At 67.3% G+C, this 12,095-nt stretch carries 17 protein-coding genes and 1 tRNA gene; 4 read left to right on the top strand and 14 right to left on the bottom strand.

Annotated elements, in window-relative coordinates; translation table 11 throughout:
- The first annotated feature begins 5 nt into the window (after nt 1–5).
- A complete protein-coding gene (locus ACOKR1_RS14020; protein ID WP_422933620.1) occupies nt 6–710 on the top strand; it encodes a DJ-1/PfpI family protein in 705 nt (234 codons plus the stop codon).
- Nucleotides 711–815: 105 nt separating this feature from the next.
- On the opposite strand, the gene ACOKR1_RS14015 is transcribed toward ACOKR1_RS14020, so the two are convergent.
- A tRNA-Arg gene (locus ACOKR1_RS14015) sits at nt 816–888 on the bottom strand.
- A 194-nt stretch (nt 889–1,082) separates the two neighbouring features.
- Between ACOKR1_RS14015 and ACOKR1_RS14010 the strand changes: the two genes are divergently transcribed.
- The 3 genes from ACOKR1_RS14010 (at nt 1,083) to ACOKR1_RS14000 (ending at nt 2,316) form a co-directional block, all read left to right on the top strand.
- Nucleotides 1,083–1,298, top strand: a complete 216-nt coding sequence (locus ACOKR1_RS14010; RefSeq protein WP_422933619.1) for a hypothetical protein — start codon at nt 1,083–1,085, stop codon at nt 1,296–1,298.
- 136 nt (nt 1,299–1,434) lie between these two features.
- Nucleotides 1,435–1,929, top strand: a complete 495-nt coding sequence (locus tag ACOKR1_RS14005) for a hypothetical protein (protein ID WP_422933618.1) — start codon at nt 1,435–1,437, stop codon at nt 1,927–1,929.
- 54 nt (nt 1,930–1,983) lie between these two features.
- Entirely contained in the window at nt 1,984–2,316 is a 333-nt protein-coding gene (locus ACOKR1_RS14000; protein ID WP_422933617.1) for a hypothetical protein, read from the top strand.
- Between the two features lie 81 nt (nt 2,317–2,397).
- Here the strand turns inward: ACOKR1_RS14000 and ACOKR1_RS13995 are convergent, their stop codons facing one another.
- The 13 genes from ACOKR1_RS13995 to ACOKR1_RS13935 form a co-directional block, all read right to left on the bottom strand.
- Nucleotides 2,398–4,002, bottom strand: a complete 1,605-nt coding sequence (locus ACOKR1_RS13995; protein WP_422933616.1) for a GDSL-type esterase/lipase family protein — start codon at nt 4,000–4,002, stop codon at nt 2,398–2,400.
- 40 nt (nt 4,003–4,042) lie between these two features.
- Nucleotides 4,043–5,938, bottom strand: a complete 1,896-nt coding sequence (locus ACOKR1_RS13990; RefSeq protein ID WP_422933615.1) for a phage tail tape measure protein — start codon at nt 5,936–5,938, stop codon at nt 4,043–4,045.
- A 195-nt stretch (nt 5,939–6,133) separates the two neighbouring features.
- Nucleotides 6,134–7,702: a phage major capsid protein gene (locus ACOKR1_RS13985; protein WP_422933614.1), complete on the bottom strand. Its 1,569-nt coding sequence runs from the start codon at nt 7,700–7,702 to the stop codon at nt 6,134–6,136.
- 245 nt (nt 7,703–7,947) lie between these two features.
- A complete protein-coding gene (locus tag ACOKR1_RS13980) occupies nt 7,948–8,655 on the bottom strand; it encodes a hypothetical protein (protein ID WP_422933613.1) in 708 nt (235 codons plus the stop codon).
- Complete coding sequence (locus ACOKR1_RS13975) at nt 8,652–8,882, bottom strand: hypothetical protein (RefSeq protein ID WP_422933612.1); 231 nt, start codon at nt 8,880–8,882, stop codon at nt 8,652–8,654. Before ACOKR1_RS13975 ends, ACOKR1_RS13980 begins: the two co-directional genes overlap by 4 nt.
- Complete coding sequence (locus ACOKR1_RS13970) at nt 8,879–9,118, bottom strand: hypothetical protein (RefSeq protein ID WP_422933611.1); 240 nt, start codon at nt 9,116–9,118, stop codon at nt 8,879–8,881. Before ACOKR1_RS13970 ends, ACOKR1_RS13975 begins: the two co-directional genes overlap by 4 nt.
- 320 nt (nt 9,119–9,438) lie before the next feature.
- Nucleotides 9,439–9,732 carry a hypothetical protein gene (locus tag ACOKR1_RS13965; RefSeq protein ID WP_422933610.1) on the bottom strand — a complete coding sequence of 98 codons (294 nt, stop codon included), beginning with the start codon at nt 9,730–9,732 and terminating at the stop codon, nt 9,439–9,441.
- Nucleotides 9,725–9,931 (bottom strand): hypothetical protein, encoded by a 207-nt coding sequence (locus tag ACOKR1_RS13960; RefSeq protein WP_422933609.1) that lies wholly within the window; start codon nt 9,929–9,931, stop codon nt 9,725–9,727. The genes ACOKR1_RS13965 and ACOKR1_RS13960 overlap by 8 nt, the downstream gene beginning before the upstream one ends.
- Nucleotides 9,932–10,159, bottom strand: coding sequence for a hypothetical protein (locus ACOKR1_RS13955; RefSeq protein ID WP_422933608.1), 228 nt, complete (start codon nt 10,157–10,159; stop codon nt 9,932–9,934).
- Nucleotides 10,156–10,353 (bottom strand): hypothetical protein, encoded by a 198-nt coding sequence (locus ACOKR1_RS13950; RefSeq protein WP_422933607.1) that lies wholly within the window; start codon nt 10,351–10,353, stop codon nt 10,156–10,158. The genes ACOKR1_RS13955 and ACOKR1_RS13950 overlap by 4 nt, the downstream gene beginning before the upstream one ends.
- Nucleotides 10,353–11,519, bottom strand: a complete 1,167-nt coding sequence (locus ACOKR1_RS13945) for an AAA family ATPase (RefSeq protein WP_422933606.1) — start codon at nt 11,517–11,519, stop codon at nt 10,353–10,355. Before ACOKR1_RS13945 ends, ACOKR1_RS13950 begins: the two co-directional genes overlap by 1 nt.
- Nucleotides 11,516–11,824: a hypothetical protein gene (locus ACOKR1_RS13940; protein ID WP_422933605.1), complete on the bottom strand. Its 309-nt coding sequence runs from the start codon at nt 11,822–11,824 to the stop codon at nt 11,516–11,518. Before ACOKR1_RS13940 ends, ACOKR1_RS13945 begins: the two co-directional genes overlap by 4 nt.
- Nucleotides 11,821–12,090: a hypothetical protein gene (locus ACOKR1_RS13935; protein ID WP_422933604.1), complete on the bottom strand. Its 270-nt coding sequence runs from the start codon at nt 12,088–12,090 to the stop codon at nt 11,821–11,823. The genes ACOKR1_RS13940 and ACOKR1_RS13935 overlap by 4 nt, the downstream gene beginning before the upstream one ends.
- Nucleotides 12,091–12,095 lie beyond the last annotated feature (5 nt).

The raw sequence follows: 12,095 nt of genomic DNA, 5'->3' as shown, positions 1-12,095 counted from the left end.
GGACCATGGGCGATGTGAGCGGACAGAATCAGACCGAATCGACGGCGGGACCAGGCCTCGCGGGGGAGCCACTCCGTGTCCTCGTCTACCTCCCGGAGGGCATGGCCGACTGGGAGATCGGGTACCTCATGAGCGAGCTGCGGCAGCACGACCTCACCGAGCGCGAGGCTGAGTTGACGACGGCGACGGCGGGCGGCGGCGCGGTGACGAGCATGGGTGGCCTTCGCGTCACCCCGGATGCGGCGCTCGCCGACGTCGGGGGCCAGGCGTTCGACGCGCTTGTCCTGTGCGGCGGGACCACATGGTACGACGACGCCGCGAACGTCGCCGCGCTCGAGCTCGCCGCCCGGCGCAAGGCGTCGGGAGGGCTCGTCGACGCGATTTGCGGCGCGGTCGACGCCCTTGGCGGTGCCGGGTTGCTCGACGACACTGAGCACACCGGCAACGAGCTCGGGCAGCTCGAGAAGTGGCCGGGCTATCGGGGCAGCGCGAGGTTCGTGCGCGAGCCGCACGCTGTGCGGGGGCGCACACCGGTTGGCGGCATCATCGTGACGGCGGGATCCTGGGCGCCGACGGATTTCGCCGCGGCAGTCCTAACGGAGCTGGGGGCGCTCTCGCCGGAGCGCGCGGAGCTCTGGCTTCGGTTCTGGCAGGGACGGGAGGCGTCCGCGCTCTACACGCTCTTCGGGATGGAGACTTCCGCGCCCTGAGCGAGGCCGGTCGGAGTTTCCGTACCCGAGTTGGTGTGGTGGGGTTATCCGTACCCGAGACGAGAAGGGCCCCGCCGACTGAGTCGGCGGGGCTCTTCACTTGGGTGCCCTCGATAGGATTCGAACCTACGGCCTTCTGCTCCGGAGGCAGACGCTCTATCCCCTGAGCTACGAGGGCCCGGGTGTTCCGAGGAGCAGAAGCCTGCTCCCGATCGAACTCATCGAGCTTATCAGGTGGCCACCCTGACCGTGCAAACCGGCTCATCCGGGGAGGGGTTCCCAGCCCAAGTTTCGGTTCTGGCGTCATCTCGACGCCTCCAGTGGCTCTTGATAGTGGAAGAAGCCACAGATGAGAGAGCGGGAGGAGAGCTCATGGGCATGAGATCGAGCAGCGTTGCCTTGCCCCGGACGGAGAAGCGCTATCTGGTGGGAGCGGGAATCGTGGGCCTGGCCATTGTGGCCGGAGTCGCGGTGTCCGGCCGCTGGTGGCCCGTGGCGTCCGGCGTGGCCGTCATGGTCGTTGCCATCGCGGGACTCATCGCCATCGGGCGCCGGCCGCGCGGAAGGCACCGGCTCCCGCGCGGCTAGCCGGAGTCAGTCGAGGTAGTTCTCCACTGTGGGCGAGTGAACGCTGTGCCGCTTGAGCAGGATCTAGATAGTTTCAGCTATCTGGAAAGAGCGCTGTGGGGTGAAATATCTTGGACTGAGATAGGGGCTCAAGGCCATGTCTACCACCACTGAAACCACGCAGATCCTACCCGGCACCGCCATCTTGCACCGCAGCTTCGGCGCCGGCACCGTGAAGCCCTCGCCTACTGCCGGCGGCGTCGCCGCGCTCGTCGAGTTCGACAGCCGGCGTACAGTCATGGTCCGAGTTGATGACCTGACGCCTCTTGTCGAGCCCGTTGACGAGCACGAGAATGAATCTCGCGCGGGCGAGGGTCCCACGCAGGAAGGGGGGCCCGCCATGGCATCAGAAGAGGACGTTCCACAGGTGCCCGAGGGGTTCAAGCCGAACTACTTCGACGACGACGAGATCGTGGACTTCTCGCGCGTCACCTACGGCGAGGGGTTCTATGTGGAAGAGGTCGTTAGGCCTGACGGCGAGCAGTTCTTGTGGGTTCGCCCGGATGACGAACACGATCGGCTCTCGCCCGAGCAGGCCCGCGCCCTCGCGAAGACGCTCACGGAGATCCTGCCCCCGGCCCCCGAAGCGTGAGACGAGCGACAGTCTCGGCGCACACGAGCCAACCAAGATTCTGAGGAGGAAACCATGCAAGCTCACGGGCAGCAGAAGTTCGACATTTCGGTTCCCGGTACCGTCGATTCTGTGTACGCGACCGTGATGGCCGTCGTAAACGCTGGACCCTATAAGAAAATGGAGCCCTCCCCAGAGCTACGGATGGTCTCGTTCCGCACGGGTGCATCCCTCATGACGTGGGGCCAGCGATGGCTCGTGCAGGTCGCCCTCGGCATCGACGGGCAGCCCCACGTCTCGGCGACCGTGACCCCCCGGAACGGCCAGCAAGCCCTAGACCAAGCCAGAATCGCCAAGCTCGCCACGGACTTCTTCAAGCGCATCGCGGCTGCTGGCGTCGCTGCCTAGACAGGGAACGAACGAAGGCGCCCCCGCCCTCCTCGAGGAGGGCGGGGGCGCTTCTCTGTGGTGCGTGCCGCCGCTCGAGCCTCATGACGTGAAGCCGAGCTTCGTGAGGTTGTAGACCCCGAGCTGGCCGACGGACCATGTGCCAGTCCCGGCCGGAGTATTCAGGTCCAGATAGAGAGATGTCGATGTAGGTGCGACGATCTGCTCCATGTAGAAGTAGCCGTGCGTAACTGGCTGCGATGGCCCAATCTTGGCTCTTGCCCCGGCTTGGTCGGCGAACGCGATGCCCGGCAAGACGCCGCCGTTACAGGTCAGAATGCCGCACACGGCGAGTCGGTCGCCCACCGACCAGGATGCGGCCGGGATCGGGAACTGGACGTAATAGGGTGCCGAGGATGCGGCGGCCTGAACCTGCCACATATTCCCCTTGACTGCGGAATCGGTCACGTAACCGACAGTCAGGCCGGTGCCGTATCCTGACGCGATCTGCCAGCCTGGCGGGATCCCCTGTGCGCTGACTGCGCCCCCGAGGAACATCGGATGCGTGATGAGTGAGTTCGGATCGGCGTCGTCCTGAGGCACAAAGGGAGCCAATACACCGCCGAGCTTGGAGATCTGATTCGATACGTACTGCCCGAACATCAGATGCCCCGCCGATCCGGGGTGTGTCCCGTCCGCCGAAGCCCACGACGCTAGATAGTTCCCAGTCGTGGGATCGGCGGCCTGCCCGTAGAAGTCAAGCAGGGTGAGGTTGTTCAGCGATGCATACAGCCTGATCCAGACGTTGAACTTCGAGATGAGTGCATGCCGGTTTGTGGCGTTGTTCGGCGGGACGGTGGACAGGATCGGCGTCACGTTCGCGGCGCGCGCGGCGAGGACCATGCTCTGGATGCTCGATTGGAAGTTCGCGAGCGCGGTGGCGTCCGGAGCCGTGCCGCCGGCGCTGACCGACTGGCCGACATCGTTCGTGCCGCAGAGGATGATCACGGTCGAGCAGCGGAAGCCGAGGATGTCGGTGGCGAATCTTGCCGCCATCTGAACGGACGTCTGGCCGGCGATGCCAGTGTTCCGCCCGCGCCGCATAAGACCGCCCGAGAGCATGCACGCGTAGTCGAACCACGAGTCCTGATAGAGGGCGTCGGTCGCTCCGTTGAATCCAGTCTCGAGGTCGTTTGTCGCGGTGATGCTGTCGCCGATGGCCGAGACCTTGCCGAGGGGCTGCGCTGGGGCGATGAGGATCGATCCGGCATCGCTCGTCGTGGTGTCAGTGCGCGTGAGAATGAGGTGCCCGGAGGAGTTGATCGACCCTGATGTGACGGTGCTGTTCGCCATGCCGACCCATGCCGGGCTTGCGGCCACTGCGGTAAGCGTCGTGGGATCCACGCGGGTAAGTGCCGGGTAGGACGTATCGGTCGATTGGACCGAGACATACTCCGTCAGCGTCATCTGCCTCGGCCACGTGAAGTTCTTGTCAACGCGCCAAACCCAGTTGCTCGACGTGACGGCAAGATTCGCCGTGCCCCTCCCCGTCGCGTCGAGCGTGACGGGGAACGGCAGCGGGAGGACTTCCTCGTTCGCTGCCGGTCCGGCGAATGTGCGCGTTGGCGTAAACACCAATGCACCGACGGCCGGGGCATTCGTACCCGACGAAGTCGAGACGGTCTCAAGGATCGATACGGCGGGCACTGTTACCCCTTCTGCTTCGGATTATTTGGCGGCGTGATGCTCATCGGCTCGGCCTCGTTCCCGCGCGGTAGCTGGCATTGTCGATGGCGTTGGAGGCGCGGGAGTCGACGTAGGCCGTGAACTCGTGGCCGTCGACCACGAGTCGGAGGGAGGATGGGAAGGCTGGCGCGGTGGTGAACGCCGAGGATGAGCCGCCGTTGGGACCGACGGCCAGGCTGGCGCTCGCGCCGTCGAAAGCGGTCGTCATGAGGTCGGACAGCCTGCCCATCGCGCCCGTGACGTGCCCATGGGAGGCGTCGAGGCCGTTGACGATGCCCTGGACGAAGAACTGGCCGATCGCGTGGCCCTCGGTCGAGGGGCTGTGGATTCCGAGGAAGCTCTTGACGCCGTCGAGCATGGCGCCGCCGACGTCCTTGATCGCCTGCGTCGCCTTGTCGATCATGCCCTTTGCGCCGTCGATCAGGCCCTGCACGAGGTCCCCGCCGGCCGTCAGGAGCCATTTGCCGATGCCTGAGAGGGCATCCTGGACGCGCGACTGAAATCGGCCGTCGAAGATGGAGACGACGAAGTCGACCGCTTTCGTCACGCCGTCCTTTATGCCGTTCCAGACGGAGCCGATGAAGTCGCCGATCTTCGTGAAGATGGTTTTCGTGGTATCCCAGTACCAGTTCCAGGCGTTCACGAGGCCGTCGACGAAGCCCTTGACGAAGTCGGCCACGTGCTGCCAGGCGTTGATGAACCACGGGACCGCGGTATCGCGGACCCATGTGACCACGGCGTCGATCCCGATCCGGATGAACTTGAACGCCGCATCGACGCCGTCCTTGAACCATCCGACGTTGTTGTATGCCCAGATCACCCCTGCGACGAGGGCGGCGATGGCGATGACGACGAGGCTGATGGGGTTCATCGCCATGATCGCGTTGAGTGCTGCGAATGCCGGGCTCAGGACCGCGATGGCGGCGACGACGAGGCCGATGCCAACCGCGACGGCCTTGGTGTTCGGGTCGAGGTGGGCGAAGAACTCCGCGGCGGCCTTGATGACCGGGACGACGTTCTCCTTCACGATCTTCGACAGCTCGGTCATCACCGGGACGAGGGCCTTGCCGATGGTCACCTGGACCGAGTCGATCGCGGCGTTGAGCTCGCGCTTGTCCTTTGCGAGCTGCTTCGCGTCCTCGGCGTCCTTCTGCGAGACGACGAACCCGTCCTCGGCAGCCTTGTTCAGGTCCTCCACCCCGGCCGCGTTGAGCGAGAGCCACTTGAGCATCTCGGGGCCAGCCTGCTTGCCGAACAGCTGCATGGCCGCGGCGGTCTTCTCCGGGCCGGCGGGCATCGCCGCGAACTTGTCGTGGATCTTCGGGAGGAGGTCGGACATCGGCAGGAGCTTGCCGTTCGCGTCGGTGAAGCTGATGCCCAGCTTCCCGAGGGCCCCGGCCTGCTCGCCCATGGACGCCGTAAGCTCTTCCTGCTTCGTCTTCAGGTCGGCCAGCCGGACCTTCTCGGCGTCGGTCTTGACGCCCTTGTGCTCGATGGCCGCGATCTGCTCGTTGATCGTGTGGAGCTGCTTCCCGGACGCCGCGTCGAGCTTGACCGTCGCGTTCTCGCTCGAGACGATCCCCTTGGCCAGCTTCTCCATCGCTGACGCGCCGGTCTCGGCAGAGACCCCCGTCTCGCGCCACTGGAAGTTCAGCTTCGAGGCGTCCTCGACGGACATGCCGGTGATCTTCGAGGTGTTCATCGCCGACTTCGCCATGTCCTCGAAGGCGTCGACGGCCTTCTTCCCGAACTCGACGACACCGGCGGCCGCGACGGCGGATGCTATGCCGCCGACGCCCTTCGTGACGCCCTGCGCATGGTTGGAGATGCCCTTGAACACGCCTTCGGTGTTGTTGTCCTTGGCGAAGATGTCGAAGACGAGGGATGCAGCGGACATCGGGCCTCCTGGGGGCCTTGGAAGGTTTGGGGGTGTGGGGCGGGGCACTCCGTTGTGGAGCGCCCCGCCCGTGGGGTTTGCGCGCTGGCGGCGTCACTGCGGGCCGAAAGGAGGTTTCCCGCTCTGCCGCCATCGGTCCCGGCGGCCCGCTCATCTGAGGCCGGATCGGGTGGCGTTGACGCGCTGGGGAGGGGTCTAGAACGCTGGGGCGACACATCCGTTTCCGGCCACGGTGTCGGCGCCGCCGACCTTCGCCACGGCGGCCGGGTAGCGGCCCGCGGTGAAGGCGTAGTAGCCGTAGACGACGAGCTTCGTGGTCAGCGACCCACCGGTCGTCTGCTCGAACGAGAGCTCGCGCGGCAGGCCGTCGCCGTCCTCGAACAGGAGGCACTGGCTCGTGTCCGCGACGAGGATCACGTCCTCAGACGGGGTGCCCACGTTCGTCGGGAGGTTCCAGTCGATGACGACCGGGAGGCCCTGGAAGAACCCTGCGATCGGCGTGTCGACGTCGAGCGACTGGATCGCGTTGGACTGTGCGATCGTGTTGAACCCGGTGCCCGAGGTGTTGGGCTGGACCACCGGGCGGCCCGTCGAGTCGACCTGCGCGAGGAGCCACGTCCACCGGCGCGGGTGCATGACGATCGCGCGGGGGACGATCCCGGCGCCCGCAGTCATGATGCTGTTGAAGCCGCCCGCGAGCTTCAGGTTCAGGAGCGTCGTGGTCACCGGGCCGCCCATTGCCGTCGAAGCGCCGATGCCGGACGTGTTCAGGGCGCCGAGGGGCTGGCCCGAGGAGCCCGAGCCGTTGATGACAGCCCAGCCGAGGCCGAACTGCGAGGCCGCGTTGCCCGAGATCGCCGGGTTCGCGCCCGCATAGGCGCGGACGAGGTCCGAGTACAGGACCTGGTCGATGCCGGGGGCCCCGCGCTCGAGGAGCTGCCTCGAGACATCCTGAGCACCTGCCCCGGTCACGACCGGGACCGTGACGTTCGCCCACACGTCGTCCGTCGCCGAGACCGCGGTGTTCTCAGCCGTCTGGGGCGACGTCGAGGCGCCGGTCGTGCCGCGCGGGATCACGAAGGACATGCCCTGCTCGGGGATCTGGAAGCGCCGGCACAGGTTCGCGAACGGGCGCCCCGCACGGAGCACGAGGGCGTTCTGCGCCGTCAGGTACTGCGGGACCACGAGGCCGGCGAACGTGCCCGTGCCGGCTGCACGGGCCGACTGCTCGCCGTGCAGCTCGACTTCGGCGGCGTGGCGGAGCAGGCGCTCCTTGGTCCCCCGGGCGGGGTTCTCGCGGTTGGCCATCCAGGCCGCCGCGTCGGCGAAGAACGAGACGGCTTCACCCTCGGCACGGGTGTTGCTGTAGCTCGTGTAGACCCGCGGCTCCTTGGTGTCCCCGGTGCGGATCACGCCGTCGTACGCGGGGCGGCCATCGCCGCGGAAATGCGTGACGCCGGACGCGCCAGGCTTGTCGGCGGCCCGAGCGCGCTCCTCCTCGGCCTGCACACTGCGGAGCTGCTTGAGCTCGGTGTCGATCACGTCGATCCGGTCGTCGAGGTCCACCTTCTCGCCACGGAGGCTTGTCAGGCGGTTGTTCTGGGACGGATCGCGGCGGATCTGCTCGATCTCGGCGGCCTTCGAGGCGCGGAGGTTCGCGAGGTTCTGGCGCTCGGCCGACTTGGCGCGGATGCGGGCGGGGAAATCGGAGGCCTTGGGCGGAATGGAGTTTGCGGGGTGCGAGAAAGCAGGGGAAAGAGTCATTTGAGGCTCCACGGGGCGATGTCGAATGGGAGTGGAGCCATCCAGGCGGCTTTCCATTCGCACCTCGCCGGGGTGCCCGCCAGGGAGGAGCATCGCTCGACTCGCTGGCTTACGCTCCCCGCTCGGTTCCCTCCGTTTTCGGCTGGGCCGGTAAACTTCGGGCCGCTTGGGAGCAGCTATTTCTCATTCTAGCCGCTTTTGGCGACAGAATCATTCATTGATCAACACTGACGGTGCGTTTCATCTCACAGCACAGCCCGCGCCGTACTCCAGTCGATCTTCTCGATGACGAACCCGAACCGGTCCGGATCCCATGCGCCAGCCAGCACGCGGCACATGATGCGCAGCTCTCGCCGCGCCAGCGCGGCGCCTGCGTACCCCTCGGCCGCCGAGGCCTCGTCGTTCCACACGATCGTCGCGAGGCCCTGGCGTGCATAGCGGCCAGCCGCGAAGGCGACGGTGCCGAGGACAGCGCCACCGACGACAAGGGGGATAGCCGCGTCACGCAGCGCCTCCCCGGCGATGACCTCGGCATACGGGCCGTAGGCGTCGTGCGCGAGGGTCTCCCGGTGGAACATCCGCGCCTCGCCCGTGACGAGCGGCCCGAGCACGATGCTGACGCATTTCGAAGGGCGCTTGGGGAGGTCCCTCGCGCCAACTCCTGCGGCCCGCCTGGCTTCCGCGGCGACGGCGAGCGCGCCGTGGTTGAAGTCGTCACCCGGCGCTATAGCATCCGGGGCCGACAATTCCACGGGCTCGGACTCCGGGAAGTAGCTCAGCTGGGCGACTACGCCCGCAGGGGCCTCCGTGCGGGCCTCGGTGGCCACCGAGGCCGCCGGCTCCGTTCTCGTCAGCCCACGGCGCGCCTGACGGTCCGTTCGGGCGATTGCAAGGTTCGCCGTCGGGTCCGCGTAGCCACGGCGGCGGCGCTTCGGGACCGCTGCGGAGCTCATGCGGTCACCTCGGCCCAGATCGCGTCGAGGACCTCGCGGTCGAGGACCTCGCCCGTCGACGGATCGTGGATGATCCCGTCGCCCTCGGGGCCCGTGAGCACGCGGGTCATGACCGCGAACATCACCGCCGCGGTCGGCTCCTCGCTCCGCAGCGCCGCGAGATAGTTCTCGTCGAGCGGTGCGCTCTCGAAATCGAAGGCGTCCTTCGACTCAATCCGCCGGGTCATCGTCTTCCACCCTTCTTCTTCGGTTCATCGCGGGGAGCCAAACGCTCCATAAGCACATCCAGCCGGCCCATCATGCTCGGCAGGCGGAATCCCTGAGTCGGAGGCAGATTGTCGATGGCCCGCGCCAGGATCCGGGCCATCTCAACCCGGGCGACGTCGAACTCGTCGGCCATGACCAGCCGATCGAGCTCCAGATCGAACGCCGTCTCGACCGGACCAGGGCCGATCTGCTCCACGACCGTGAGCTTCGGGGCACGGCGCGCACGCTGAGCGCGCACACGCCGCGCGTTGGCCGCCTTGCAGTCCGCACACCGGCATCCGGCCTCGTACCGCCTGAGATCATGCGGTGAATCGCTCATCGCGGGCCCTTCCGCACAGCACAATCAATGTCTGCCCCGGGAGAAAGCATTCGGGAACACGGCGTGGTCGCCATGGCCCCCGATTTCTAAAAACCGGGCCGATTTCTGAGCCTCCGCTTCGAGCTCGAGCATGCCGCACCCCGAGGGGCGCCGCTGCGCGACGGGGATGGTGGCCCCCGCCCCCCGCATGTGCGGATTCACGCCTCGCCGCCTTCGGCCCGCGCCTTGCGTGCCCACGGTGCCGAGCTGTCGATGCCCTGGCTGGCGAGTTGGGCAGCCCACGCCTCGAGCGCGGCGGCGCGGTTGCCGCCGACCGAGTCGAGGATGAACCCGGCGACCATCTCCGTGCTGGCAGCGACGACGGCCAGCGCCCAGCCCACCGGCTCGGCCTGGCTCGCGGCGAGGTCGACCAGCAGGGTCTGGGCATCGTCCCCGGCGAGGACGGACGTCGTGATCGCGCAGGCGTCGCGTACGGGGTCGAGGTCACTCATCTGCTGTCTCCTCTTCCGAGGCGAGGCTGCCCCTGCTGTCCCCGCGTCCGAGAACCTGGGGTGATGCGAGCCCGCGGTCGACGAGCGATCGGGCAAGGGTGTCGAGCTCGGCTTCGCCGAGGCGTGTGGACGATGCGGGCTTGGGTGCCCGGCCCTGTCGCGCGTAGCGGGTGTTCCGCCTGGCGTTCCTGCGGCCCATCTAGTTCTCCTTCGCGGTGGTCTTGGGTCTGCGGTTCGGGCGGGCGATGCGCGGGCAGGCGCGGTGGTGGCGCCAGTCGCCGTTCTCGTCGTGTTCGCCGTGGCATGCCCAGCACGGGGATTGGCCGAAGTCGGTGGGAGTCAGCTTGCGGAGGTGGTATTCGCGGAGTTCGACCGGTCCCGTCGCCCAGAGGACCGCCTCGTCCGCGGTCGGATCCGGGGCGGTCACGACCGACCCCCCCGCTTGCGTGCAGCGCGACGTTCAGCCCGGTTGAGCCGCACCCTGTACTGAGGGCACGTCTCGTCGTGCGCAACGTACACGTGGATGATGCCGTCGTGGTCCGGTGCCACGGTGACGTCGGCGAAGCAGTCGGGGCACGCACCACGTCGCAGCTCGGCGAGGATCCCTTCAACGGCGGCCATCAGAAGAGCCCCCCTTGATCGGGCTCCGGGCTCGGCAGGGGTGGGAGTTTCGAGACGATGCTCTCGATGACCTCAAGCACCTCCGAAGGGGGTGTTGCAACCGTTGCATGTGTTGCGTTGTCATCGCCTTGTTCTGTTCGAGGTGACGCAACGTCTTCTTCGGACGCAACAGTCGCAACACTTGCAACAGGGGTATTGGGGACATAGACGCCTCGTCCCGACTTGGAGATGCGACCGGACTCGACCGCCCTGCTGAGGTAGGTGCGTGCCGCGTTTGCCTCGAGCCCGAGAGCGGCAGCAAGGTCGCCTGCCGTGGTCTTCTCGCGCCCGTTGACGAACCGGATTACCTCGGCCATCTGGTCGCCGAGCCCGTCGGTGGCCTTGCGCTCGACCGCAGCCTTGGCCGCTTCGGCGAGGGTGCCACCGTCGAGCCTCCAGCGGTGCCCGTCGAGCGTGACCGAGTACTCGCCCTCGGCCGCATCGCGGGAGGTGACGAACAGCGTGCCGGTCGCCTCGCCGCGGGCGCGCTTGAGGACCACCGTCGTGTCGGCCGCTCCCGTAATGCCCTGCGTACCGCTCACGGTGTCGGAGAAGTCCTCGGCGCCCATTTTGCGGGTGTGGTGTACCAAGATGATCGAGGAGCCCGGGTAGTCCGCGACGATGAGCTTGAACTGCGTCATGGCTGCGTAGTCGGCCGCGTACGCGGAGACGCCGCTAACCGGGGTGGGCATGACCTTCGCGAGCGTGTCGACAATAACCACGGGGTTGTCGCCGTGGTGCCGGTCGATGTACTCCCGGATCGTGGAGATGGCTTGGCCGGGCTCAATCGCGGTCTTGAGCGTGAGGCGCTTGTACCGGTAGCCATCATTGACGCCGAGGATGTTGGTGCGCATCTTGAGGCGGCGGGGGCCGTCCTCGAGCGCGACGTACATGACGGGCCGCTTCTCCCCGGCCTGGAGCTCGCAGAGGGTGGGATCACCGCCGGCTACGCACAGGGCAAGGTCGAGGACCATCCAGCTCTTCCCGGCCTTGGGTGCTCCGGCGATCACGGTGACGCCCTCGGGGATGATGCCCGGGACGATGTACTTGATCGGGGGGAAGTCCTGGGCGAGGAGCCAGTCGAGCGAGAACGCGTCGTCGAGGCGGGACGAGGGTGCGGTGTTCATCGCCCGGCCTCCGCTTCCAGCGCGGCGTCCGAGTCGGCCTGGGCCTCGCGCAGCGCGAGTAGCCAACGGTTCGCGCTGTCGGGATCCGAGCATCGTATCTGCACTGTGCCGAGGTGCCGGCCGTGATCACAGAGGTAACGGAGCGCGAGGTGCGGGGGGACTTGTCCGCGCGCGACCTCGAACGTCACGCTCGCGCCGCGGGGGGCATGGGCTGCCCACTCGACCGCACGTGCCAGCTCGTGCCCGTCGAGGCTTCGGAGGTCTACCTCGAGCGCGGCGCCGAGGGAGAAGGTCGGCGGCGTCACCGGGCACCCGCCGACTTGGCCCGCCGGGCCTGCGCTGACTTGAGCGCGAGTTTCTGGAAGTAGGCCTTCTTCAGCGACTCGGCGCGGCGTGCGCGCTCCTCGGGGAGGAGTTTCCCCTCGGGGTCGACCTCTTGCTCGAACTTGGCCATGAGGGCATCGCGGGCCGGCCTGGTGCGGGCGGCGCGGTCCTCGGTGAACGCCCAACTCGTGTGGGCTGCGATCGATCCGGCGAGGCTGCGCTCGGCGGGTGTTTGGGCTGGAGACAATTGAA

It is taken from the genome of Sinomonas sp. P47F7 (assembly GCF_049332655.1).
GTDB lineage: Bacteria > Actinomycetota > Actinomycetes > Actinomycetales > Micrococcaceae > Sinomonas.
The sequence above is the reverse complement of the archived record's forward strand: the minus strand, read 5'-3'. Positions and strand labels throughout refer to the sequence as shown.

What these genes read in the sequence shown, in the direction of transcription:
- ACOKR1_RS14020 (WP_422933620.1), top strand. Translation starts at nt 6, where the DNA reads ATGGGCGATGTGAGCGGACAGAATCAGACCGAATCGACGGCGGGACCA.
- ACOKR1_RS14010 (WP_422933619.1), top strand. Translation starts at nt 1,083, where the DNA reads ATGGGCATGAGATCGAGCAGCGTTGCCTTGCCCCGGACGGAGAAGCGC.
- ACOKR1_RS14005 (WP_422933618.1), top strand. Translation starts at nt 1,435, where the DNA reads ATGTCTACCACCACTGAAACCACGCAGATCCTACCCGGCACCGCCATC.
- ACOKR1_RS14000 (WP_422933617.1), top strand. Translation starts at nt 1,984, where the DNA reads ATGCAAGCTCACGGGCAGCAGAAGTTCGACATTTCGGTTCCCGGTACC.
- ACOKR1_RS13990 (WP_422933615.1), bottom strand. Translation starts at nt 5,938, where the DNA reads ATGTCCGCTGCATCCCTCGTCTTCGACATCTTCGCCAAGGACAACAAC.
- ACOKR1_RS13985 (WP_422933614.1), bottom strand. Translation starts at nt 7,702, where the DNA reads ATGACTCTTTCCCCTGCTTTCTCGCACCCCGCAAACTCCATTCCGCCC.
- ACOKR1_RS13980 (WP_422933613.1), bottom strand. Translation starts at nt 8,655, where the DNA reads ATGAGCTCCGCAGCGGTCCCGAAGCGCCGCCGCCGTGGCTACGCGGAC.
- ACOKR1_RS13975 (WP_422933612.1), bottom strand. Translation starts at nt 8,882, where the DNA reads ATGACCCGGCGGATTGAGTCGAAGGACGCCTTCGATTTCGAGAGCGCA.
- ACOKR1_RS13965 (WP_422933610.1), bottom strand. Translation starts at nt 9,732, where the DNA reads ATGAGTGACCTCGACCCCGTACGCGACGCCTGCGCGATCACGACGTCC.
- ACOKR1_RS13960 (WP_422933609.1), bottom strand. Translation starts at nt 9,931, where the DNA reads ATGGGCCGCAGGAACGCCAGGCGGAACACCCGCTACGCGCGACAGGGC.
- ACOKR1_RS13950 (WP_422933607.1), bottom strand. Translation starts at nt 10,353, where the DNA reads ATGGCCGCCGTTGAAGGGATCCTCGCCGAGCTGCGACGTGGTGCGTGC.
- ACOKR1_RS13945 (WP_422933606.1), bottom strand. Translation starts at nt 11,519, where the DNA reads ATGAACACCGCACCCTCGTCCCGCCTCGACGACGCGTTCTCGCTCGAC.